Source organism: Blautia argi (assembly GCF_003287895.1).
Lineage (GTDB): Bacteria > Bacillota > Clostridia > Lachnospirales > Lachnospiraceae > Blautia > Blautia argi.
The window spans coordinates 1,572,491-1,595,958 of sequence record NZ_CP030280.1; the positions used below are offsets into that span (position 1 = coordinate 1,572,491).

A 23,468-nucleotide genomic window follows, 5' to 3' on the forward strand; every position below is an offset into this window, starting at 1 on the left:
TTATATGGATAAGAAAGAAAGTTATAAACAATTTTGGCTGTCATTGTTTGAAAGCAAAACTAATTATGAAGACATTAATAATGCATTTACTGTGTTATTTGATAAGAATTTAGAAGATGAATTGTATAAAAACAATCTTGCTGTTCAAAATGACATATACAGAGAAGAGTATGAAACTTGGATGAAAAAGGCACAAGAAATTGATAACAAGAAAAAAATAGAATGCAAGTTTCATTTTGGAACATTTTATTTACCATATTTATATTACGTGTCATCAGAGCTAATGAATTGGTCTGAACTAAGAGATCAGAGGATAGATTCAAAAGGGATTTTACAGACATCTATGCAAGGACTAGTTTCGACTCTTGTACCAGTATCAGCAAAAGTGTTGGTACAAGAAGTTAAACGATTACATGCGAAATCTGAACTAGGTGATGGAGAAAGTTCAGAACAGTTTAAAATGTACGAAGAAAAAGTTCTTAATGATAAGTTATATCGACAAGAAATGTTTCAATTATATCCTGTGCTTTTCGAAAAACTTGCTCTAAAAACAAAGATGTTTTTAGAGTTTTATAAAGATATTATCGAAAATGTGTTGTCAGTTTGGGAGGAATTACAGATTAGTGACGGCATTACACTGGATAGAATTGTTTTAGGTCAAGGTGATACTCACAATTATGGTAAGAGCGTTGCAAAACTATTGTTTTCCAATCAAAGTATTTATATTTACAAGCCAAGAGAGTTGACTGTTGATGTCGCATTCAATAAATTGTTAAAAAAATATAATACATGGGTTGGAGAAGGTCAAGATTTAAAAACGTTTTCTGTGATTAATAGAAAAAATTTTGGAATTGTTGAGTTGATCCTTTACAATAATCAGGTAGATGATGAAAAAAAGAAAAAATATTATTTCAGATGTGGTGAATTGTTGGCTATTTTATATTCTCTGAACGCTTCAGATATGCACTGTGAAAATCTTATTGCAAGTGGTGAATATCCAGTAATTATTGACTGTGAAACAGTTGTTTCTCCATTTGCAACTAAAGATAAGGCTGATTTACAATTGTTAGAAAAAACGGAATCTTTAAAGCGAACAGGTCTATTGCCCTTATATATCGGTAGTAATCCAGAAAAAGTAGAAATTGGGGGGATTGGCACTACTAGGAATCATCGAACACCGTACAAAACATATGCCGTGAAAAATCAAGGTAAAAGTGATATCAATTTAGTTTTTGATTATCAAGAAGTGAAAAAAGAACAGAATATCTTTGGAAGTGAGTTGAATAAGAAGAATATAGCGGATATTGAAAATGGTTTTCACTATGCATACATGATTCTAATGAGGCACAAAGGTGAGTATGCTAAAATAGTAGAAGCATTATTTGCAGATGTGCAGATTAGGGTTATTTTAAAAAGTACTGCAGTATATTCAACCTTACTTGGATTAACTTACCATCCGGATATATTGATGGATAATCTGAGCCAGAGGATAATCCTTTGTAAGGATTATGTGGAACATTATAGGAAATTTGAGACAGATATATATATATTAGAAAATCAAGCATTATTGAGGGGGGATATACCTTATTTTTATACATATACGAACGAGAAAGGTATCTTTGCTGAAGGAGGTAAAGTAGCAGATTTTTATTCTGTACCTCCAGTGAAACAAATACTTGATAAGATAAAAAATTTATCTGAAGATGATTTGCATTTTCAAGAGAGAATACTGCATCAATCATATTTTGGAGAAAAAGCAGAATATTCAAAAGATATTACAGGACTTATGTTTGAAGATTATTCTATTGATAAAAATGAATATTTACAACTTGCTGAAAAAATATTAGATGTTATGCTAGATAAGAGTTTTACATTTGGGGATAGTTATAGGAGTTGGATGGATTGCTTATATGACGATAGAAACGATAAACTAGTTAACTATAGTTATGTTGGAGGGGATCTTTATAATGGTGAAGCTGGGATAGCTCTTGCATATTTATATTATGGGGTAGTCAGTGGAAAGTCATATTATATTGAAATTGCAGAGAACATTGCAGCTTATGGAAATAGTGAAATCAAATTTTATAATGAAAATCGGCATTCACTGATAGGGGCATTCACTGGACTTGCTGGAAATTTATATTTGAATTCTAAGTTGTTTAAGTATACTAAAAAGGAAATTTACAAAAAACATTGCTTGCAACTGATTAGTAAAATAGATAAAATTTTAGTTTATGATAAGATGACAGATATCATTGGAGGAGCAGCAGGCTATTTGCTTGTATTATGTTCAATTTTTGAAAATATAGAAGAACCCCAGTTATTGGTGGTAGTAAAAGAGCAAATGAAAGCTGTTGAAAAGATATTAGTTAAGCGTTATAGTGCTAATAATGGTGGGTGGAAGTTAACACTAGAGGGTAAGGAAAAAATATATACTGGATTTGGTCATGGGGATTCGGGTATAATAACAGCTCTTGCAAGGTGTGATCACTTATTAGGGAGTACTAATAATAGGGAAATTATTAATGAAGTAATTAGAAAGCATAAATCACTATTTTCATATGAAAATAAAGGTTGGTATCGAACGAATGAAAAGGAACTGATAGGATACGGTTGGTGTCATGGGACATCAGGAATATTGTTGAGTAGAGTATTACTCAAAAAATACGGCTATGAAAATATAGACGATGATATTAAGTGCGCAATGGAGATTTCTTCTACACGATCTTTTGGAAATAATACTTCGCTTTGTCACGGCGATTTTAGTAGTCTTGAAATAATGAAACTTGCGGGAAAAGTATTGTATGACAAAAAAGTTTTAGAAAGAGAGAAACTTAGTTTTCATTGGCTTTATGAAAATGTAATGCAAGAGAGATATGGAGGGAAATGTTTTAGAGGAACAGAAGTTCTTGGACTGATGCTAGGATTAAGTGGATATGTTTATTCACTTGTACAGCATAGTAGTAATGAAATCCCATCAATATTGTATCTGCAATAATATGTGGGAGTAATAGAAGGAGGTAAGATATGACAGAAAAAACTTGTGGAAATTGCAAATCCAACAAATTAATATTAGTAAAACAAACTTATAATGCATATTATAGTCCGCATATTTCTATGGGCATTGGAAAGAAAGTAAAAATCAGAAGAACTGTTTGTGAAGTTTGCGGACATGTAGATGAATGGGTTACAGATGAACGTGGGTTAGAAAGATTGAAAATAAAGTATTTAAAAAAGAAATAATACATTTTAACAGTAAACTCTAAATTAGGGTAACTGTAGATTTATCATTTTATCACTCATAATGATAGGAAAATAGTTTTTTACTTGAGCCGGCTTTTACTTCATCATTTTGATAGAAAGTAAACATTTATTACATTTGTAGGTTCATTATGAGTGGTAAATAATTTTTAGGATAAGCGCTGAATATTACAGTGCGGCAGAGACATCTATCCGAACTCCTAACCCACCTCGTTTCTTACTTGGCTTGTATCGGATCCAGACCATATACTTCCGCATTGAGAACTCTTTGGTTGGAGCAATACTTTCGATATCGATTTTGTATGGATAATAAGAAATACGATCCATAATGGCATCTGCAAGTGTACTTTCACCGCTACAGATCTACTAATAAGAGCTTTGTTCAGCTTTCTGTCGTATTCGTAATCAATTGCTGTAATACTGGCATCCGGCTCTTCCAGTTCTGCAAAACGGAGGAGTCTTTTTAAACGGTTGTTTTGCGGTTACTATATTCGATATCTACCAGCATACTGAAACGGTCTTCAAAAAGAACTTTCTTCATGTTGTTGTCATCCATCTGGATACGGAATCCCTCTACCATTACTGTAAGACGCATTTCAAGTGTTTTATCGAGTGTACGCTGATTTGACATGATTATTTACTTTCATAGTATCTACTACCTTTGATAATGCCTTGTACTTTTTTTGCTGTCTCTGATGTAGAGAGATCATCCGATGTATAATCAGGTTCACTCGTCATAGCAGCGAGTAGATTATTGATACTTTTATAGATAGGTTTTCCATAATAGGATACTTTCTTTATATAAGCCTATTCCAATTTCGCTGGAGAATGTTTTCAGCCAGCCTTAGCAGTCCCATACAACTTCTGTAGGACTGTTGTTCACCTGTGCCTAGAGGTAAGAATTCTATTAACAACCTTACGGATGTTAATTCCGATAGAATCTGCCCATCTGCGGAAACGGTCACCGTGTCATTCCAGATATTTCTGGTGATCCTGCGACATACGTTCCATAAATCATATCTTAATTGTCAAGGTATTCCGGTTATTGAAAAGTAGCCGGATATTTTTTCTATCAACGTAAGCGCAAAATATTGCTACGCTGCCCATGAATCACGCTTGCACCAAAATGATAGATGCAAGCGTTTTACTCTAGTTTAGTTTTGACAGTTCTCTTTCGCAGTCTCGCTCCATGGGGCAAGCTGTTCCAGCTGTTCATCTGACATTTTAGCGTCTGGCCGCTGTGATAAGAGGTATGTCAGATATTTGTAGGTGTTCAGGTCATTCGCTTTTGCCATCTCAACCATTGTATACACAATAGCGCTAGATGTAGCTCCCTTCGGACTGGCACTGAACAGCCAGTTCTTCCGGTTATGCGCTTAAGAACATAATCGAAAAAACTGGTTGTTTTCAGATAGTTCAGATGGAGCAACTGCAAATGCAATGTATCTTACAATTGTTGAGATGGCAAAAGCATACGATTTAAATCTGTATGAATATTTAAAGTTCCTGCTAGAGCATCGTCCTAATGAGAACATGACAGATGAAGAACTGGATTATCTAGCTCCTTGGAGCATAGATGTGCAGGAACAATGTAGCATTAAATAGAGTAAAATGTTAGCCTTCCAGAATCCTAGCAATGGGATTCTGGAAGTATGTTTTGGGGACACCCCGAAACTATGCGCTTACGAAATTTAAGCGCTTACTTCTAACATTTGATTAATGTAGTTTAAGGACAAAAATGTGCTACTTTAGGGACAAAATAAATTGGCTTATCCATAATGTGGTATATTTAATTCATAAAATTGAAAGGTGATTGAAATGTTAGAAAAAATGTCTATGTATTTAGCAAATCAGTTATATATAAAAGGAGAAATAGCAGAAGATAAAATAGTAATAATCCGATATGGGTTTGAAATAATGATATCGTCATTATTTATTTTATTATCAATTCCATTATGTGCGATTATTATGTTCAGGTTGTCAGATGGGATTATTTTTTTGCTATTTTTTATGCCAGTGAGGCTTTTTAGTGGTGGGTATCATGCACCTACCTACAAAAAATGTTATGTGTGTACAATGATGCTTTTTAGTATCGTAATATTGATTGCGTATTTATTTCCTATATTAAACATATATACAGTAGTACTAAGCTTGATAGTATGTATTGCATACATTTTTGAAAAAGCTCCTTGTGTAAATGTACATCATCCGCTTTCTGAGCGAAAATATAGAGAGAATAAAATACGAGCGAGGGTTTGTATAATAATCGAATCAATGATGAGCATTATTTTATTTTTCTTGAATACAAGACTGTGTACAGTGTCAGTATACACTCTTTTGCTTGTGGTGGGAATGATGCTATTTTCAAAAGGAAAGGAGATAAAGGCATGTTAAGTAAAATAACACAATTAGTTGAATTTTTTGCAGTGTGGGGTGCGGGAGTAGCATCTTTATTTGGGAGTTATGAACCACAAGTACCTGATAGTTTGATTGAAGACTAGGTTATTGTCGGGATAATTCTTGAAGTAAACCAACTGCTTGAAAATTATTTTGGGAGGTAAAATATTGAAACAAAAAAAAAGTAATCAGCAATTAATGGTTGAAGCAATTAAACTTGCGGTGGGAACAACATCATATTTAGGGTTATCTATTGATTCAGTGTTTGAGGCTACTATTGAAAGACTATATTCTTACTATCAAGAAACAAAGGATAAGTGCTATGCTGAAACAGCTTTGTTACATATACGAGCATATGTGGAGATGGGATTTGACTACGAGGATAAAGCTGAACTTTTTGATCCTATATTAGAAGAATTGGGAACTTCTAGAAATCTGGAATTCCCAAAAGCATATTATTATTCAAAAAAAATTAAAGCTAATAAAACTCAAATCAGGACAATGATTGTAAAATGGCCAGCTTCAAAGTTTCGAATGAATATAAATGAATTAATTCAAGATATATTGGATAAAGTGGTGAATAAAAAAGTAGGTATTTACTACTATAATAGTAATCCTGCCCCTGATAAAGGTAATAATATGGATGGAGATTTATATGAATTGGTAGTAAGTGAAAAAGAAACATATTTTCATGATATTAAACGAAGAAAATATTTTACAATTATTTCATAATTGTTTATACTAAAAAGGATTATTTTTGTGTTAAGTGAGGTGTGTTATGAGGATAGCATTATGTGATGACGATGAAAAAGCACTAATAAAAAATAAAGAAATATTGAAAGAGTGTCTTTCGGAAACCAAAATAGTTGCAGATATAAGAACGTATCGCTCAAGCGATTTCCTTTTATATGATATACAGGAAAATAATTATTTTGATTTGCTATTATTAGACATAGAGATGCCGAAAATTAATGGAATGCAAATTGCAAAGGATGTGAAAAAATTATGTCCAGAAACACTTGTGATTTTTATCACATCACATAGTGAGTATGCTATTGATTCATTTGAGTTATCTGTATTTAGATACATAGAAAAAGGACCGACTATAAAAGAAAAACTTTCATATGCATTGATAGATGGTTTAAATTATATTGAAATTCAAAAAGATGAAATGTACACAATTACAACACCTACGAGATATGAGAGGATACCATATAGGAAAATTTTATATATAAAGAAAGATGGAAAATACGTGGTTTTAACTACTATAAATGGAGAAACTCAGATTCGCAAGCCGTTAGCTGAAGTATATGATGAAATTAATTCAGATGAGTTTGTATATATAGACCGTAGTTGCATTGTAAATCTTATTCATTTGATGCGAATTGAAAAAATGGATGCAATCATGAGAAATGGGGTATCTTTGCCTATAAGCAAAAAAAGATTAGGTATTCTGAAAGATATTATTAACGAATATTGGAGTCAACATGTATGATAAATGCTATTTTTGAAATTATTTCAAGTTTTATAGAAATATATTTGTTTTATGCCATAATTGGTTTGCTTTTTCCAAAAGAGGTAAATCCCCCTAAAATTAAAATTATATTACAGAGTATGGTGTTATTATGCATCGTTTTATATTTGAATAGTTTTGTATTATATTCATGGATGCCATTTTTAGTGTTTCCGACATACGTGGGTATTACAGCCGCTACTTTATATAAAGAAAAATATAGATATACTATTTCTATTGCATTATTTTACTCACTTATTATTTATGTTATTGACTTTTTTAGCGTAACACTACTTAGTATAGTATATAGAAATCCTGATTTTGCACAGTCAGTCTTGTATAGTAAAAGTGTAGATAGATTGGTATATATTTCTGTTTGTAAAATCATATTATTGTTACTTTACTATGAACTGTATAGAACCCATAAAAAAATCAATTTATATTTTGAAGGATATAAATTTTGGATTTTAATTACGATTTGTGGATTTAGTGGTGGTATATTTTTGGCAGAAAAAACTTTGGATCAGTTTGATTTACATATAGCCATTTCATGGGTATTCTTAATAGTTATTATTATTTTGCTGATAATTATTTTAGGAAGTTACATGGTGAGAAAAGTAGAAAAGCAAAATTACGAATTTGCAAAAACTAGGAGTGAACTGTTAGAAAATAATTATACAAATTTAAAACAGGCATATGAATTAAATGCAAAAATGTATCATGATTATAAACATCATATCAGTGCAATTCAAAGTCTAATTTACGAAGAAAATATTGAAGGTTTGAAAGAATATATTAGTAATTTAGAAATGGTACATTTCAATATGAATGACAAAAGATGGACGAGTGATGCAACAGTTAATTTTATCATCAATAATAAAATAAGTGAATGTAAGAAAGAGGGAATTGAGATTAAGGCTAATATTGATTTCCCAATTGATTCTAATATAAAAACTAATGATATGGTGGTTATTTTGGCGAATTTGCTTGATAATGCGATAGAAGCATGCAATCAAATTCCAGTTCCAATTAATAAAAGTATCCATTTAATTATCAGGCGTGTTAATGAGATGCTTGTGATTAAGGTTGAAAATCCATGTTTTCAAACACCTAAAATAATTGATGAAAAGTTTATGACAAATAAGAAAAATAAATATGAACATGGGTGGGGGCTAATTAGCGTAGAAAATACAGCACATAAATATGAGGGAACTTTACGATGTTCGTATGATGCAAAGGAGAAGACATTTAAAACAACTGTAAATTTAGCATGTCAAAAAAATGGTTTTTAACGGAGGGAGAAAAATAAAATGAGAAAAATAAAAAGAATAGCTATTATGTTATGTAGTGTTATGTTAATAGGCACTGCACCGACGATTGTGTGTAATGCTAGCACGGGTGTATCAGAAATAGACGGATATAATGAGGAACGTTTTCAGGAGTTAGTAAATATAGTAGTTGATTTGAAGTTAGATATCAAAGATGAGGAAATGGTATTTACTATATTAGAAGAAAAAGCAGAAAATAATATTCTTCGTAGTAGTATAGGAGATATATGGAATGCACTTACCGAAACAGAAAAAAAACTTTTAATTAAGTATCCATTTGATGCATTAAAAGTAAATACAGCTAAAAATATTGCCACAACACAGACTGAGATTAAATTTGGATACAGTGGATTAGGTGATAGAAGCGATGCATTTAGACATGGTATATGGAATGCAGAAATGACTATTTTGATAGGTGAAAATAAAGCAGAACTATTTGCCACGGCACATGAAGATATTAATACAGAAGGATATGAGTCAGATGGATTTTTAAAAACAGAGCACAGAAATATGGATTTACACAATAATGGTATTGGGCGTGAGATTGGTAAAAACAGTGGAAGTATAACGGAGAATGAATTAGCTGATATAATATATGGTAACATATATTCAAACACATCGAGATTTATTTGGTTACATGAATAATACTATGAATTGTTCGTAAAAATATGTAAGGAAAGTATTCTGAAAATTCAGGGTATTTTCCTTACTTTATACGTATAAATTGTGCGAAATAAATAATGGAGAAATACGAGATATAATAAGCAAAAATAAGAGTAGGTGTATAAAAAGTAATTAAAAAATATACAATAGCACTATAGAGGCTTGTTAGTCTCTTTTTTTTTATCAAAAAATATATCATTTTAAGTTGAAATGTAAGCGCAAAATATTGCTACGTTACTCGCAAATTATACTTGCACCAAAATGATAGATGCAAGCATTTTACTCTGTTTTAGTTTTGGCAGGTAGCTTTCACAGTTTCGCTTCATGGAGAAGCTGTGAAAGCTGTTTATCTGACATGTTATCGTTTGATCGTTGTTATAAGAGATATGTCAGATATTTATAGGTATTCAAATCATTCGATTTTACCATCTCAACCATTGTATACACAATTACGCTGGCGGTGGCTCCTTAGGACTGGTTGAATAATCCGGAGTGAAATCCATCACCTGTCCGGCACATGGAAATCACTTTTGTGCATGTAGAATCATAATTTCTGCAGGAATATTTGTAAAAGCTGCTCCGCACCGCAAATGCGGCAAGACCTTGACCAATATTCCCATAGAAACGGAACCACAATCAAGCAGAAAAAAGGTGATTTCCAAATTCCCGGATTTGTGATTTCAAGCCTCAAGAATACTCACTGGTACTGAACAGCCAGTTCTTCCGACCAACAGAAAGTAAATGGTCTGATTGCATTCTCACTGAGATTGTTAGATAAACTGCAATGACTGCCTTCCAGATAGGCCATCAGCGTGTCTTTCCAATTTTGGGCATAGTTCACCGTTTTGGCCAAACGAGTTCCCTTGTTTGGACGCTGTTGATCCAGCCAATTCTAGAATGCATCCAGTATCGGCTTCTCTTTTTCAAGACGGAACGCTTTTCTCTGCTCTGCAGTATGATTTTTTACTTATGAGTACCGTTCATAATCAAACGGCTTAGAACAGAACTGTACACCCTGCACTGCCGGAAGGCGTAATCATACTCTTTCCCTTTCGGTATGGCACCATGAAGTAACTTCTCACATGTGTCCAGCAAGAGCAGCGTTTGATATCTGGCAGATTGTTATAACCTTGGTATCCATCTGTCTCCAGATATCCGCTGAACCCTTGTAGGAAAGATGCTGCATGAAACTTTGCCCTGGTCTTTGTGTAATGATAGAGCAGGATTGGCGGAAGGCCGTCTTCTCCACTGCAGAAAACCCACATCCAGGAATCTGTTTCAGGATTACGTTCAGGCTCATTCAGTACCTGAACCCTTGTTTCATCTGCCATCAGATATTTTCGCTCCAGTAACTGACGGTGAAAATAGTCATACACATGACAGAGATAATTCTCGGCACAATAAATAATCCAGTTAGCTAGTGTAGCCCGACTTAATGGAACTCCCTGCTGTTTTCAGCCCGTTTCCTGCCGGTTTAACGGCAGACCATTCTGGTACTTCTGGTGCATTGCCCATCCAACAACAGATTCGGATGCATAACTTTCCGGGAACAATGGTTCCTGAACTGGTGCTTTGACAAACATCAAATCATCAAGGTGTTCCTCTGATGTGACACACTCCGGACATTTATACGTTTCGCGATAGATATTTACCACTTTCCCTTTGGCGGGGGTAAAGCGGAATTCATGGCGGACGAATTCTTTTCCAATCTGTTCCATTTGGGATAGTTAGAAGAAAACTTCCAACAGACAGCTTCATTGGCCCTGCCACGGAAATGCTGTTTTTTTCCGCAGGTGTTGGAAGCGTATCCAATGAATGTTCATACGATGGTATATCAGTATCCTGAAAATCTATTCGGACAACTTCCTGATTTTCCGGAGCACGATAGTTGCGTCCGGTTGACACCGGTAAATCCACATAGCCTTTCTGACGTAGCTTTTTTTACTCAGTTGTAAAAAGTGCTTGGTTTGATGTCGTGTTCCTCACATCATTGATGATCTGTCAATCCACTTTGACGGCATTCCATTGTAAGACGGTATTGTTCTTCGGCAGGTTCTTTTGCTTCTCATGAGCACTACTCCATAAATCGAATGGAGTAAAATGTTCGCATCTATCATTTTTAACAATAGAAAATAAAGTAAAATGCTTGCATTCTCTATTAATCATTATGGACTGAGTTTTAGGGCAACGTAATCCGTCGAATTATTTTGCGCTTATGTTGAAATATTAGAAATGTTAGAAAAAACGCCTATTTTTTGAAACTTAATTTATGAATCCTACGTATTGATACAAAAAGAAAAAATTAGGATTCTTACGAATGAAGGAAAGAAAGTTATTAAAACAACTACAGAGAAAGAACGAAAAGGCTTTAGAAGAGATTATGCAGAAATATGGTGCATATGTCACTACGATTTCAAAAGAAATACTTGCGGGGAAAGGTACAAACGAAGATGTGGAAGAAGTAGTATCAGATGTATTTATCTCTTTATGGAATACGGCTGAAAGAATTGATTATGAAAAATACACCAGTATTAAAGCATATATAGGTATGATTGCAAGGAATAAGGCAAAAGATAAAATACGTGCAATTAAAAATTGGAATCTGGAACTTTATGATGATGTGATTTTAATTGATAACCAGGCCGAAAAACTCATGGAGCAAAAGGAACAACAGAGGATTATTCAGAAACTTCTTCAGAAATTAAAGCCGATGGATCAGGAAATCTTTCTTTTATATTATTATAGATATTTTAAAATAGAAGAAATCGCATTACAACTTAATATGAATCCGCAGACCATAAAAACCAGACTTCGAAGAGGCAGGGAAACTTTGCGTCATGCTTTGCGTGAGGAGGGGTATACGGTTTATGAAAATCAAGATTAGTGAGATGTTGGATAATTCGGTTGAGATATTAACAAAGGAAAGAACTGACATAGACAATCTCACAGATATTCAGGACATGGTATATAAAAAGATTATTCGTCGAAAAAAACAGTCCTATTTTTTAAAAGCAGTAGCTGCAGTTGGCACAATATGTTTGGTGACCGGCAGCATTGTTTTGGCGAAAACGCTTTTGGATCCAGGTGGGAAAGTAGAAAAAATAGAAAACCTGGAAGAAGAGCATACGCTCTACGAATCAGATACAGAAGAAGAGAAGATAGTGATTGATATTCAAACAGAATTGCTTAATAAAGACTGTTTATATCAAAATGGTATTCCTATTGCAAAACATATTTTAGAAATACAGACAGATTTTTATACAGCTGATCAACAAATATATGTAGAAAATGGTACAATGCTGATTTTACAGGATCAAGGAAAGGGGATTTTTCTAGAAGAGAATGAAAAGGTCAAAATAAGTGTCAAGCAGGAGAACATGAATAAACAGCCTGGACATACGTTTGAAATAGGATATATTGAAAATGGAAAGCCATTTAAAGTAGATACTGTTGAGGTCGAACAGTATGAAGTTTGGCTGAAAGGGGGAACGCAGAGAGAATATTTTCCATATTTCAAAAATATATCAAGCGATCGAATTATTCTAAATTATCATATAGTAAAGGAGAGTATGGAGAAATGAAGAAAGTAAAAAAAGTAATAGCAATAATGGCTCTTTTGGTTATGACAACAAATAGTACTTCTGTACAGGCAGCGGAACCTCAATCAAATACTATGCATCAGCAAAGTGAGAGGATGGGAATTTCAAGTACAGCGTTGAGTGCAGGAGAAACCATTAATATTATTGATAATGATGGGATGGCATTTTACGTTCCGGGTGGGACTAAGATAAGTTTTTCTATTAGTTTGAAAGCATCAGGAAGTGTTGAAATGGGATATAAAAATTCAAATGGTGTCAGAACAAAAAAGTATAGTGGAACAGGAAAAAGTCACAGTACCACATTTACAATTAGAAGTACAGGATATTATAAATTCTATATAACAAATAAATCTTCTAGTACAATTAGTATTACAGGAGGGAGTTTGAATTTTTAAATGAAGCGAAAGAAAAAAATATGGATCATTATAAAATGGATTATAGGTATTACCATTATATTCATTTTATTGGGAATTATATGGAACACTATATGTAAGAAAATAGATGAATACAAAATAAAAGAGGCGTATGGAAACAGTGTGCAAATAGATGGAAAAAGTATGGTTGTGGAGATTGCCGGAGCGGAACATGACGGTCCTCCGATTATCTTGCTTCCTGGTTTGGGTGAACCGTCGCCTATTTTAGAATTTAAACCTTTAGCAAGTGAATTAGCTAAAAAATACAAGGTGATTACGATTGAGCCATTTGGATATGGATTATCTGATGGAACAAAGCGTGACCGGACGATTGAAAATATCGTAGAAGAACTTCATGAATGTGTAAAAAACTTAGGAGAAGAGGAATACTATCTAATGGGGCATTCCATATCAGGGATATATAGTTTGTATTGGAGCCAGATATATCCAAATGAAATTAAAGGAATTATAGGGATTGATCCATCAGTTCCGAAAATGACAAGTAAAGAAAATAATCCTTTTCCAGTCAGTGTACAGTTGCTCAATCAAATATCTGCGTATACTCAGAAGATAGTCAATATAACGGGAATTACAAGGTTACTTTCTATAAACAATCCAAAGAAAGTTGTGTATGCAGATCCGCAGTACCTATATTCAGAGAAGGAATGGGAAGTTTTCCGCATATTAACGCTGGATAAAGGATATAACGCAACGGTTATGACAGAAATGAAAAATCTTGAAAAAAATATGGATGTAGTGGAGGATATGAAGATTCCAAGAGAAATACCAATATTGGAATTTGTTTCAAAAGAGAATTGCAAGACTATGCCACAGTGGGAACAACTACATAGGGATATTATAGCAGATAAAGAAAATGGAAAAGTAATTTTGCTAGAAGGTTCTCACTATTTACATTTTGAACAGAAGAAGGCAATTGTTGAAAGAACTACACAGTGGATAGATAATAGATAACTATTGTATCTGTGGTAAAAATAGGAAGTTAAGCAGATATTTTAATTTTTGAGGCGTTTGCAATGTACGGTATATCGTGATAGAATGATAAAAAAGTTAAGGAGTGGTGTTGGAAAATGGAATCTACATGTAAGACTAAAATTGTATCATCATTGTTGCGGGAGTCCGGAAAAGGAAAGCTTGATTTTTCTCATCCTTTTCAGAGAAAGGAGGGACAGTGGACTCGGTATATGGAATCGTTGGAAGTGGATTCGCTGCTAAGAGGATATTCTATCAATTTAGTTTATATTTGGAAAAAAGACAATAAAAACTATGTGATAGAAGGAAAGCAGAGGATTACTACCCTACAGAAATATAAAGGGGACAAATTTCCACTTTCTAAGAAACTTGATTCGGTTATGATTGATGGGGAAACTTATGAAATTGCAGGTAAAAGGTTTTCTCAATTAGATGAGATTGTACAAGACAAACTATTGAATGCAGAAGTCTTGATTTTTGAAATGTGGGACTGCACAGAAAAAGAAGTACGGGATATGTTTGTGCGTTTGAATAGTGGAAAGCGATTGAACGGAGCACAGATGCTGACAGGCCTTTTAAATCTTGACATTAGTACAGAACTTTATAAAATTATGGAGCATCCATTTTGGGCAAAGACTGGAATTACAAAAGGTGATATCAGATCAGATAATATGCGTAAAGTAGCCTGCCAAATACTAATGCTTATTTCTGGATACGAATATACTGCTTTTGATCAAAAGAATATTGAAAAGTATGTTGAAATATTGAATAGTGATTCTGAGGAAAGTATCCGTTTGATTGGACATGCCTTGGAGGTTCTTGACAAGTTAGATGAAAAGATTGTGGATAAAATGGATAAGATGAAAAAGTTATCCATTCCAATGGTAGTTGCAGCAATGGATGTAGTGTACGGAGATGAAGAAAAAGAAAACAGTTATCTGTTATGGCTGAAAGACTTTTTTGAAAATTATGATAATCAGACAAAATATCTGGAATATTGTGGAAGAAGTACGGACAAAGGTGAAAATGTAAAAGGACGTTGGGAAATCTTTTCAAAAGTTGTATCAGAGTAATAAACATAACGTAGTAAATTGTTAAATTACTTAGATATTGACACATACAATATCTTATGTTAGAGTGAAAATGAATTAACATTTATACTCATAAAAATCAAAGATGAGTACAAAAATTTTTTCCGATAAAGAATCGGAAACAGATTTTGGAAACAGGTGGCTGTTTCAATAAGAAATAAAGAATTATTAGGCATTTAGAATGAAAAATATTCTAGGTGCCTTTTTTTTATTTCAATCAACGAAAAAGGAGGATAGAGTTAAGCCACAAAAGAAAGAAAAATAGGAGGAAAATCATGAACCAAGAGTACTTAAAAGGAATTCACAGTGAGACGTGTGGAAAAGATGCAATTATTTTTCAGGCAACAGAAAATAATATAATCAGCTTCTTAAAGAATAGTCTATCTGCAGAACGTTCAGAAATCAGAACATTGGATGGGAAACGCTTTCTTACAACAATAAAAGGGAAGTGGATTGATATTTGCCCAGATCGAATGTACCTGGAAGAGAAGTTAAAACCATTGCTTCTGGCTGTGAAGGAAGGTAAAAAAAATCTGATACCATTAAAACAAATAGGTGCAGAACAGTTAGAAGGATATTGTCCGCCAATGCCAGACTGGAACTATTTTTTCTGGTCAGGTTATAGTGATGAAGATTATGACAACTTCAGAAAACAGGAAGAACCCAAAACGGTTTTCTATGAAGCTTTTGGAGAAAAATTTCCGATACAGCTAATAGTAAAAGGATATTCCTACACCGGAAATTTAGAAATTGAAATGGTGAACTGGAAATACCGATATCCTTCACCATGGGCAACCCTGACCGTTGATTTGCATGAGGTGTGCGAAAAGGACTGTACCTATGTAGATACGAACCATCATGGAAGAAAAATTTTGTCCTGGATTTCAGAAAGCGGATTAGGAGAAGTGACAGGAGAAATCAGCAGAAATGGATATTGTACTTATGAGAAAGTTCGTTTCTATCCGGAACGATTAAAGTATTATGATCTGGAAGGGTATCGCAGATATGAAGCAAAATATGAAGAAATACACAAAACATCACTGAAAAGAAATAATTAAAGAACAGGAGGAAGCAGGATGAAAAACTATGAGTTTGAACAGAACAAAAATTATGAAAGTACAAAGCAGATGTTTGAAGAATGTCGAAAAGATGTGGGCGTTTCCAAGGGTGTAAAAAGGGCAATTCCGGTGGTTGATGATGAGATTTGCTTTTCGGATATTCCGGAAAATGGAGTGTGTATTACGTCGCAGTTTGAAAACGGACTTTGCGGAGAAATTATCTGGTGCCGGAACGGAGAAGACATCTATATGCTGCACAGCAGTATTCGTCTTGCCGATCATACAGTCTGGCTTCAGATGGACAAGAAAGGCAAAAGTGAGGCACTACATCTAAAATTATTTTCCGAAGAAGGAACTACAAAGAAAATGAAAAATGAATTTCAGGGGATTTTTATTTCACCTTCTATGCAGGTGAAACGATTTTACGAATATTGTTTTTGGCCAAATTATGTAAAAGGTATAAGACCGATACAGGAAGACAGCCTGAATTTTTATGAGATTTTAAAAAAGATTGTAAGATGTATTGGATCTGATTTTCAGTATGATTTAGAAACAATGCGTATATAGAATAAGACATTTTGAATGGAAATTCTAAGTGTCTTTTTTTATACCTATCAGGCAGGAAATAATTTCCTGCCTACTTTAAAAAGGAGAGAAAGAGCATGAATAAAGTAATAATGACCGGATACGTTGTAAAAGATCCGGAAGTAAATGAATTTAAAAGGAAGAGGCGCAGAAACAAAAGGGCATCGAAATACGGATTAGTTGCAAGTTTTCGATTGTCTGTAAAGCGTCCTTTTAAAACAAAAGATGGAACAAAATATGATTATTTTTCCTGCTCTGCATTTGATAAGAGTGCAGAATTTATAGAGGAGTATATTGAAAAAGGAGATTGCGTTGGAATAGAGGGAATCCTTTTAAATGATAATTATGAAAATGAGGATGGAATGACGATGTATAGAGATAAGATAAATCTTGATAAAATCGAATTACTCCGCAAGCGAAAAGACGAAGATGAGAACGATTACGAAGATGAGGAAGAAGAGGATTACGATGACGATTTTTATGATGAGGATGATTATGAGGACGACGAAGATGACGACTATGAGGAGGAATATCTAGAAGAGGATGACGAAGAAGAGGCGGACGACGAAGATGAGGAAGAAGATGGATATCATCGAAGTATAAGGAAAAGCAGTCAGAAAAAAGGAATCTCTGATCCCCGTAGAAGAAATAGCAGGATAAAGAAACCTAGTTCCAGGAAAAAGTCAGAGCAAAGGAAAAGAGAACAGCCGGAAAGGAGAAATCGGCAGTCGAGAAAAAGTGTTCCGGAAAGAAGAAGGAATGAAAATAAAAAAAGAAACCTGGTGGACGAAGAATTTGAGCGTGTACAAGAATCAGAATATAACAATTATGGATTTGACTAAAAATCCTCGAAGAGAAAGGAAATGGTACTGTTATGAGTGGTAAGTGGAAATATTTTGTGAAAAAGTATCAAAACTTTTGCATTGTGTCGGGCATTGCAGGATTTTTGTTAGCTCCGTTCTTATGGCCCTTTTTTCTTGCAATTCTAGTCAATACATTATCCCTTACAGTGCCGGTTTTGTTGGTGTATCTGTTGGTCTGTCATTTGAAAAAGAAGCCCAAAGAAGTGAAGGGAGAAACCTTCACGGAGCATAAGGAAAGAGATAAACCGAAAGTAACAGTGACGGAAGAGGTGCCAGAAAAGAAGGAAGCACCCATTTATCAGAAAGCAAAACAGCAAATAGAAAAGGCGATAGAAACTGAAAAGAATCCAGAAACAATTCCTGATGTTCGCCAAGAACAGTGGAATGAAGCAGACATAGCAGCAAAAAAATGGTATCTTGGAGAAGGAAGAGAAAAATTTTTTCATATTTCGAAGAAACTGGAGGCAAAAGGTATCTATTCGTTTTCTATTGGGAAAGACGGATTATGTACTATCCGAACAGAGAAAGGATTTCGCAGAGTTGCTGCAATTCGGGATTTCCCGGCAGATAAAAGAATACTCATCAAAAAGGAGTTGGAAAAAGAAGGCGGTTACTCTGTAAAAATTTCTGGTCGTTATATGTGGATTACAAGGAGGTAGTGACTTGTTAGAGTGCAGATATGCTTCTTCCATTTATTATAATCAGGAAAACGGATATACTGTGGCAGTATATGAAACAGAGGAGAACATTCCTGAAGGGAAGAATGGAATTGGAAAAAGGCAGTTTGTGGCAGTTGGCTGTGAATTGCCCAGAAACGAAGGGATTGGTGTCTCTTTAAAAGGACAGTGGAAAGAATCAGAGAAATATGGAAAACAGTATCATGTGACATCTTTCCAAATTCAAATGCCGACAACAGAAGAGGGGGTAAAAGCGTACCTTTCTTCAGGATTGGTGAAAGGAATTGGGCCTGTTATCGCAGAAAGGGTTGTAGAACGATTTGGGAAAAATACCTTCTATGTTTTTGAAGAATGCCCGGAACGATTGCTTGAAATTCCTGGAATTACACAAAAAAAACTGGAGCAGATTTTAGATGGCTATTATCAAAGTGAAAATATCCGTCAGCTTTCAATTTTTCTGTCTTCTGCGGGAGTAACACCAAAGAAGATAGAAAAAATCCAGGAACATTTTGGACACAAGGCAGTCAGCATTATTAAAAGGGATCCATTCCGGTTGTGTGAGATAGAAGGGTTTGGATTTAAAACAGTGGACCCGATAGCAAGGAAAGTAAAACATTTTCAGGCAGATAATCCTTTACGAATAAAAGCAGCTATATTATATGTTTTAAAAGAAGCAGAAGGGGAAGGGCATCTCTATTTAGAGGTGTCTGACATTTTAACAAGAGCCAAGCCGCTGTTGGTGCGTGGAGATAAAAAAGGCAGTGTAACAGAACGGAAAATTCGTGATGCTGGCAATTCTCTGATCAAAGATGATAAAGAACTAATCTGTAGTTATACAAAGATTTATTCTAAGAAAAATTATGAGTCAGAACAAAAGGCTGTTATACAACTTGCCACGCTAAGCAAGTATCCGATAAAAAGGTATGATGTAGAGAAATGGATTTCCAATTTGGAAGCCAAAGAACACATAAAATTAGCGGAAAAGCAAAGAAAAGGGATTGAAATGGTTTTTCAAAATTCAATTTCCATTATAACAGGAGGACCTGGAAGTGGGAAAACAACCCTGCTGCGTTTTATTGTTATGATCCAGGAAAAATTGAATATGGATAGTATGATTTTATTGGCAGCACCTACCGGAAGAGCGCGACAGAGAATGTATGAAGCAACGGGGTATCCGGCACTGACGATACATAAAAGTATCGGACTTACAGGAGCAGAAGGTGAAGGAGCATGGAATGCTGGAGAAATGCTTTGCGATGATTTGATCATCATTGATGAGTGCAGCATGGTAGATATGCATCTGTTTACAAGTCTGATGATGAAAATAAAGACCGGAAGTCGGATTGTTTTTGTGGGAGACAAAGACCAGCTGGAATCAGTAGGGCCTGGAAATGTATTTAAAGAACTCATTGACTCCAGAGTCATTCCAGTTACTGTTTTAGATCAATGTTTCCGGCAGGAAAACCCTACTATTTTGGAGAATGCGATAAAAATCAACTGTGGTAAACAAAATTTGGTATATGATAACAGTTTTTCCTTTGTAGCAGCACATGATGATGAAGAAGCCGCAAAAAAGATTATGAAACTTTTTGATGTGGAGTGGAAGTTGCAAGGGAAAAATGTAAATGCAGTGCAGGTATTAACACCTTTAAGGGAGGATACGAAGGTAAGCGCAAATGCTTTGAATCTAAAAATCAAAGACAGAATCAATCCTTACCAGAGAGGACAACAGGAAATCAAAAATGGAAACAAAATTTTTCGTATACAGGATAAAGTGATGCAGACGAAAAATGAAGATGAAATTTCCAACGGAGATATCGGGATTGTACGAAAAATAGGAAAGATGAGCGGTAAGAAATATATGGAAGTAGATTTTGGAGAAGAGCGGGTTATGCGATATCAGGAAGGAGAATCTTGGAACCTTGTTCATGCGTATGCAATTACTGCACATAAGGGACAAGGCTCCGAGTATCCGGTAGTCATCATTCCGATTTTGTCATGTTTTCGGCGGCATACCTTAAAGCGAAATCTATATTACACCGCAATTACAAGGGCAAAAAGAAAAGTCATTCTTGTGGGAAGCAAACAGGCATTTTCCCAGGCAATACGGGCGGGAAGATCCAAAAAAAGAAATACGTTGTTATCTTATCGGTTAAAAAAAGCATTTACGGAGGTTTCGGATAAGAATGAAGCGGCATAAGAAAATAGTGGTAAACTGCTTATAAAAGCAGAAAGAGTTTTAATGCGAAAAGAACATAAACAATTCTTCCTTATCATACGGAAGGAGGATGATCTGGTGAGAAAAATAAGTGGCATCTTTTTTTCGTGTGTGATAAAATAAGAAAAAGAGGAATAGGCAGGTGAATATAGGTTGAAAGTTGAAAATATACTGGCAAAGAATATTAGTTCTGCAGGAGAGAAAGCCTCCTATGATGCAGCATGCAAACGCCTTCTGGCAAATAAGGTGATCTTGGCATGGATTATGAAAAGTTGTATAGAGGAATATAGAGATTGTGAGATTCAGGAAATTGTAGAGAACTATATAGAAGGAGAGGCAGATGTTGCAGACGTACCCGTAAATATAGATGAACAGGTATCAGAAGAACAAATACAAAATGGAGCAACCGAAGATGCTTCTATTTATGAAGGGGTGGTTACATACGATATTCGCTTTTGTGCGAAGGCTCCGGTGTCGAAAGAAAAAATTCGATTGATCATAAATATTGAAGCGCAAAATGATTTTTATCCAGGCTACCCGATTATAAGCAGAGGAATTTATTATTGCAGCAGATTGATATCTTCGCAGTATGGTGTTGAATTTTCAGATGCACATTATGAGAAGATAAAGAAAGTCTATAGCATTTGGATTTGTATGAATCCACCGAAATATCGGGAAAATAGTATAAACAGATATTCTATTACAGAAGAACAGTTAATTGGTAGTTGTTCGGAAAGAAAAGAAAATTATGATTTACTAACGGCAATTATGATATGTTTAGGGGACTCTGATGATGAAAATGCTTCAGGTATCTTAAAGTTACTGGAAGTTTTGCTTTCTTCGGATCGTGAAGTAAAGGAAAAGAAAGAGATATTACAGAATGATTTTTCAATTGAAATGACAAAGACATTAGAAAGAGAGGTGTCTACTATGTGTAATCTGAGTAAAGGCGTTGAAGAAAAAGGAATTCAGAAGGGAATTGAAAAAGGAATTCAGAAGGGAATTGAACAAGGAATTGAACAAGGAATTGAGAAAGGAATTCTTCTTTCAATTAGAAACCTTATGGAAACAATGGGGTGGTCGGTAGAACAGGCAATGGAAGGCCTGAAAATTCCTGAAGAAGAAAAGAGCAAGTATTTAGATGAATTGAAAAAAATGTAAAAGTACAAAATATATAAATTTTGAAAATAGAGGTGAGCAGTATTATTGTTGTTCACCTTATCGCATAGTTTGTCTGAAACGCAAAGACATTAGAAAGAGGTGCCTATTATGTGTAATCTGAGTAAAGGCGTTGAAGAAAAAGGAATTCAGAAGGGAATTGAAAAAGGAATTCAGAAGGGAATTGACAGGGAATTGAGAAGGGAATTCTTCTTTCAATTAGAAACCTTATGGAAACAATGGGGTGGTCAGTAGAACAGGCAATGGAAAGCCTGAAGATTCCTGAAGAAGAAAAAACGAAATATTCAGATGAATTAATATAGGTTTTTTTATGATGAGTGTGGGCAGAAAGCTTGAGTAAAATCAGCTTTCTGCCCGTCTTTTATATATAACAGTTACAAAAAATATGATACAAATAATAGGAGATATCACAGTATCTTACATACCATAAGTGTTTTGCTTGCAAAATGGTGAGTTGCTTTTTAGATGTCATAAAGATACGTTGTGCTATTTCAATAAAAAGTAAAGCATGAAGGAGATGCAGAATAGGTTCTACGCATGCGTTTTTTGTGCACTGAAATGAAGAGAAAATTCCTTAGTTCCAATGAGAAACATAGGGAATATCGAATGTATCTTGTGAAGAAATATGCTACACTACCGAAAAAGGCATGGAGGACAGTAGAATGAATTATAAAGATCAAGTAAAGAAGTATCTTGAATATTGCGAATATAGGAAAGAATTGGATTGGAATACGCTGAAGGCATACAGAATTGATTTAAGACAGTTTTTTGAGTTTGCACAGGAAGATGTCCCAGAAAAAAGCAAAATAGAAGGCTATATAGTGGAATTACATAAAAAATACAAGCAGAAAACAATAAAACGTAAAATTGCATCCATCAAAGCATATTATAATTATTTGGAAGAGTGCGAAATTATCGATGATAATCCGTTTAGAAAAATCAAAGTAAAATTCAAGGAAACGACAATTTTACCTAAAATAATCCCGCGTGAAGAAATTGAATCTCTCTTGAACTATATGTATTCGCATGAGCATAGAAATAGTAATGAAAAGATGTACAAATACTGGCTGAGAGATATATCTGTAATAGAAACTTTGTTTGCCACAGGAGCCAGAGTGTATGAAGTATCAAATATAAAAATAGACTGTATAAATTTGAATACAGGTCTAATCAAGATCATGGGAAAAGGCGGTAAGGAAAGATATATTCAGATTGCTTCCGCTGAGATTTTGAATATTCTAAAAAAATATTACAAACATAATTCAGAAGCAATTAAGAAAAGTGGATTTTTCTTTGTAAACAGCCGGGGGAATAGATATACGGAGTATTCCATTAGGTTAATGCTCAAAAAGTATACAAAATTAGCAGGTATTGAAAGAAACATAACTCCCCATATGTTCCGTCATTCATTTGCTACATATCTCATAGAAGAAGGCGTTGATGTTAGTTGTGTACAACAAATTCTAGGACATAGTTCAATAAAAACTACTCAGATATATATTCATATTGCAGCAAAAAAGCAGGCTGAGATTTTAAGAGAGATGCATCCCAGAAAATACATGAATATACTTAGAGTAGCATAAAAATATTTCTTTTAATTCATTACAGCTATAGATTACGATCAGCTTGATTT

At 34.3% G+C, this 23,468-nt stretch carries 22 protein-coding genes and 2 pseudogenes; 21 read left to right on the forward strand and 3 right to left on the reverse strand.

Features of this window, described 5'->3' with window-relative positions:
• The first annotated feature begins 4 nt into the window (after positions 1-4).
• Together lanM and DQQ01_RS07680 are read left to right on the forward strand one after the other, a co-directional pair.
• Entirely contained in the window at positions 5-2,998 is a 2,994-nt protein-coding gene (lanM, locus tag DQQ01_RS07675) for a type 2 lanthipeptide synthetase LanM (protein WP_111919539.1), read from the forward strand.
• 29 nt (positions 2,999-3,027) lie between these two features.
• Entirely contained in the window at positions 3,028-3,243 is a 216-nt protein-coding gene (locus tag DQQ01_RS07680; RefSeq protein ID WP_111919540.1) for a hypothetical protein, read from the forward strand.
• A gap of 481 nt (positions 3,244-3,724) precedes the next feature.
• Here the strand turns inward: DQQ01_RS07680 and DQQ01_RS16460 are convergent, their stop codons facing one another.
• Together DQQ01_RS16460 and DQQ01_RS07695 are read right to left on the reverse strand one after the other, a co-directional pair.
• Complete coding sequence (locus tag DQQ01_RS16460; RefSeq protein ID WP_242980693.1) at positions 3,725-3,892, reverse strand: hypothetical protein; 168 nt, start codon at positions 3,890-3,892, stop codon at positions 3,725-3,727.
• 523 nt (positions 3,893-4,415) lie between these two features.
• Positions 4,416-4,628, reverse strand: a pseudogene (locus DQQ01_RS07695) (transposase domain-containing protein); the annotation flags it as partial.
• Positions 4,629-5,079: 451 nt separating this feature from the next.
• On the opposite strand from DQQ01_RS07695, the gene DQQ01_RS07705 reads away from it, so the two are divergent.
• The 6 genes from DQQ01_RS07705 to DQQ01_RS07730 all read left to right on the forward strand — a co-directional run bounded on the left by DQQ01_RS07705 (position 5,080) and on the right by DQQ01_RS07730 (position 9,144).
• A complete protein-coding gene (locus tag DQQ01_RS07705; protein WP_111919541.1) occupies positions 5,080-5,655 on the forward strand; it encodes an accessory gene regulator ArgB-like protein in 576 nt (191 codons plus the stop codon).
• Complete coding sequence (locus tag DQQ01_RS07710; RefSeq protein WP_111919542.1) at positions 5,649-5,762, forward strand: cyclic lactone autoinducer peptide; 114 nt, start codon at positions 5,649-5,651, stop codon at positions 5,760-5,762. Before DQQ01_RS07705 ends, DQQ01_RS07710 begins: the two co-directional genes overlap by 7 nt.
• 64 nt (positions 5,763-5,826) lie before the next feature.
• A complete protein-coding gene (locus DQQ01_RS07715) occupies positions 5,827-6,390 on the forward strand; it encodes a hypothetical protein (RefSeq protein ID WP_111919543.1) in 564 nt (187 codons plus the stop codon).
• Between the two features lie 46 nt (positions 6,391-6,436).
• Positions 6,437-7,153 (forward strand): LytR/AlgR family response regulator transcription factor, encoded by a 717-nt coding sequence (locus DQQ01_RS07720; RefSeq protein ID WP_111919544.1) that lies wholly within the window; start codon positions 6,437-6,439, stop codon positions 7,151-7,153.
• Positions 7,150-8,463, forward strand: a complete 1,314-nt coding sequence (locus DQQ01_RS07725; RefSeq protein WP_111919545.1) for a sensor histidine kinase — start codon at positions 7,150-7,152, stop codon at positions 8,461-8,463. Before DQQ01_RS07720 ends, DQQ01_RS07725 begins: the two co-directional genes overlap by 4 nt.
• Before the next feature lie 18 nt (positions 8,464-8,481).
• Positions 8,482-9,144 carry a DUF6973 domain-containing protein gene (locus DQQ01_RS07730; RefSeq protein WP_111919546.1) on the forward strand — a complete coding sequence of 221 codons (663 nt, stop codon included), beginning with the start codon at positions 8,482-8,484 and terminating at the stop codon, positions 9,142-9,144.
• Between the two features lie 717 nt (positions 9,145-9,861).
• On the opposite strand, the pseudogene tnpC reads toward DQQ01_RS07730, so the two are convergent.
• Positions 9,862-10,886: pseudogene (gene tnpC / locus DQQ01_RS07735) on the reverse strand (IS66 family transposase); the annotation flags it as partial.
• 593 nt (positions 10,887-11,479) lie between these two features.
• On the opposite strand from tnpC, the gene DQQ01_RS07745 reads away from it, so the two are divergent.
• The 13 genes from DQQ01_RS07745 to DQQ01_RS07800 all read left to right on the forward strand — a co-directional run bounded on the left by DQQ01_RS07745 (position 11,480) and on the right by DQQ01_RS07800 (position 23,418).
• On the forward strand, positions 11,480-12,046 hold the full coding sequence (locus DQQ01_RS07745; RefSeq protein ID WP_111919547.1) for an RNA polymerase sigma factor: 567 nt from the start codon (positions 11,480-11,482) through the stop codon (positions 12,044-12,046).
• On the forward strand, positions 12,030-12,743 hold the full coding sequence (locus tag DQQ01_RS07750) for a hypothetical protein (RefSeq protein WP_111919548.1): 714 nt from the start codon (positions 12,030-12,032) through the stop codon (positions 12,741-12,743). The genes DQQ01_RS07745 and DQQ01_RS07750 overlap by 17 nt, the downstream gene beginning before the upstream one ends.
• Complete coding sequence (locus tag DQQ01_RS07755) at positions 12,740-13,156, forward strand: hypothetical protein (protein ID WP_071144054.1); 417 nt, start codon at positions 12,740-12,742, stop codon at positions 13,154-13,156. The genes DQQ01_RS07750 and DQQ01_RS07755 overlap by 4 nt, the downstream gene beginning before the upstream one ends.
• A complete protein-coding gene (locus DQQ01_RS07760; RefSeq protein ID WP_111919549.1) occupies positions 13,157-14,146 on the forward strand; it encodes an alpha/beta fold hydrolase in 990 nt (329 codons plus the stop codon). It begins immediately after the preceding gene.
• A 230-nt stretch (positions 14,147-14,376) separates the two neighbouring features.
• Positions 14,377-15,237 carry a hypothetical protein gene (locus DQQ01_RS07765; protein ID WP_151165624.1) on the forward strand — a complete coding sequence of 287 codons (861 nt, stop codon included), beginning with the start codon at positions 14,377-14,379 and terminating at the stop codon, positions 15,235-15,237.
• A 293-nt stretch (positions 15,238-15,530) separates the two neighbouring features.
• Positions 15,531-16,313 carry a DUF4313 domain-containing protein gene (locus tag DQQ01_RS16465; protein WP_242980695.1) on the forward strand — a complete coding sequence of 261 codons (783 nt, stop codon included), beginning with the start codon at positions 15,531-15,533 and terminating at the stop codon, positions 16,311-16,313.
• A gap of 18 nt (positions 16,314-16,331) precedes the next feature.
• Complete coding sequence (locus DQQ01_RS07775; protein WP_111919551.1) at positions 16,332-16,880, forward strand: hypothetical protein; 549 nt, start codon at positions 16,332-16,334, stop codon at positions 16,878-16,880.
• Positions 16,881-16,975: 95 nt separating this feature from the next.
• Positions 16,976-17,740 (forward strand): single-stranded DNA-binding protein, encoded by a 765-nt coding sequence (locus tag DQQ01_RS07780; RefSeq protein ID WP_111919552.1) that lies wholly within the window; start codon positions 16,976-16,978, stop codon positions 17,738-17,740.
• A 32-nt stretch (positions 17,741-17,772) separates the two neighbouring features.
• Positions 17,773-18,420: a hypothetical protein gene (locus DQQ01_RS07785; protein ID WP_111919553.1), complete on the forward strand. Its 648-nt coding sequence runs from the start codon at positions 17,773-17,775 to the stop codon at positions 18,418-18,420.
• 4 nt (positions 18,421-18,424) lie between these two features.
• On the forward strand, positions 18,425-20,638 hold the full coding sequence (gene recD2 / locus DQQ01_RS07790) for an SF1B family DNA helicase RecD2 (protein ID WP_111919554.1): 2,214 nt from the start codon (positions 18,425-18,427) through the stop codon (positions 20,636-20,638).
• A 171-nt stretch (positions 20,639-20,809) separates the two neighbouring features.
• A complete protein-coding gene (locus DQQ01_RS07795) occupies positions 20,810-21,817 on the forward strand; it encodes a hypothetical protein (protein ID WP_111919555.1) in 1,008 nt (335 codons plus the stop codon).
• 108 nt (positions 21,818-21,925) lie between these two features.
• Positions 21,926-22,069 (forward strand): hypothetical protein, encoded by a 144-nt coding sequence (locus DQQ01_RS15870; protein ID WP_162624276.1) that lies wholly within the window; start codon positions 21,926-21,928, stop codon positions 22,067-22,069.
• 428 nt (positions 22,070-22,497) lie between these two features.
• Positions 22,498-23,418 carry a tyrosine-type recombinase/integrase gene (locus tag DQQ01_RS07800; protein ID WP_071144027.1) on the forward strand — a complete coding sequence of 307 codons (921 nt, stop codon included), beginning with the start codon at positions 22,498-22,500 and terminating at the stop codon, positions 23,416-23,418.
• Positions 23,419-23,468: the final 50 nt, after the last annotated feature.

Excerpts from the sequence above, each read along its gene's own strand:
- DQQ01_RS15870 (WP_162624276.1), top strand. The coding sequence starts at position 21,926 with ATGTGTAATCTGAGTAAAGGCGTTGAAGAAAAAGGAATTCAGAAGGGA.
- DQQ01_RS07730 (WP_111919546.1), top strand. The coding sequence starts at position 8,482 with ATGAGAAAAATAAAAAGAATAGCTATTATGTTATGTAGTGTTATGTTA.
- DQQ01_RS07720 (WP_111919544.1), top strand. The coding sequence starts at position 6,437 with ATGAGGATAGCATTATGTGATGACGATGAAAAAGCACTAATAAAAAAT.
- DQQ01_RS07705 (WP_111919541.1), top strand. The coding sequence starts at position 5,080 with ATGTTAGAAAAAATGTCTATGTATTTAGCAAATCAGTTATATATAAAA.
- DQQ01_RS07710 (WP_111919542.1), top strand. The coding sequence starts at position 5,649 with ATGTTAAGTAAAATAACACAATTAGTTGAATTTTTTGCAGTGTGGGGT.
- DQQ01_RS16460 (WP_242980693.1), bottom strand. The coding sequence starts at position 3,892 with ATGTCAAATCAGCGTACACTCGATAAAACACTTGAAATGCGTCTTACA.
- DQQ01_RS07780 (WP_111919552.1), top strand. The coding sequence starts at position 16,976 with ATGAATAAAGTAATAATGACCGGATACGTTGTAAAAGATCCGGAAGTA.
- DQQ01_RS07725 (WP_111919545.1), top strand. The coding sequence starts at position 7,150 with ATGATAAATGCTATTTTTGAAATTATTTCAAGTTTTATAGAAATATAT.
- DQQ01_RS07765 (WP_151165624.1), top strand. The coding sequence starts at position 14,377 with ATGGAATCGTTGGAAGTGGATTCGCTGCTAAGAGGATATTCTATCAAT.
- DQQ01_RS07745 (WP_111919547.1), top strand. The coding sequence starts at position 11,480 with ATGAAGGAAAGAAAGTTATTAAAACAACTACAGAGAAAGAACGAAAAG.
- DQQ01_RS07785 (WP_111919553.1), top strand. The coding sequence starts at position 17,773 with ATGAGTGGTAAGTGGAAATATTTTGTGAAAAAGTATCAAAACTTTTGC.
- DQQ01_RS07680 (WP_111919540.1), top strand. The coding sequence starts at position 3,028 with ATGACAGAAAAAACTTGTGGAAATTGCAAATCCAACAAATTAATATTA.
- DQQ01_RS07760 (WP_111919549.1), top strand. The coding sequence starts at position 13,157 with ATGAAGCGAAAGAAAAAAATATGGATCATTATAAAATGGATTATAGGT.
- lanM (WP_111919539.1), top strand. The coding sequence starts at position 5 with ATGGATAAGAAAGAAAGTTATAAACAATTTTGGCTGTCATTGTTTGAA.
- DQQ01_RS07800 (WP_071144027.1), top strand. The coding sequence starts at position 22,498 with ATGAATTATAAAGATCAAGTAAAGAAGTATCTTGAATATTGCGAATAT.
- DQQ01_RS07750 (WP_111919548.1), top strand. The coding sequence starts at position 12,030 with ATGAAAATCAAGATTAGTGAGATGTTGGATAATTCGGTTGAGATATTA.
- DQQ01_RS07775 (WP_111919551.1), top strand. The coding sequence starts at position 16,332 with ATGAAAAACTATGAGTTTGAACAGAACAAAAATTATGAAAGTACAAAG.
- DQQ01_RS07755 (WP_071144054.1), top strand. The coding sequence starts at position 12,740 with ATGAAGAAAGTAAAAAAAGTAATAGCAATAATGGCTCTTTTGGTTATG.
- DQQ01_RS16465 (WP_242980695.1), top strand. The coding sequence starts at position 15,531 with ATGAACCAAGAGTACTTAAAAGGAATTCACAGTGAGACGTGTGGAAAA.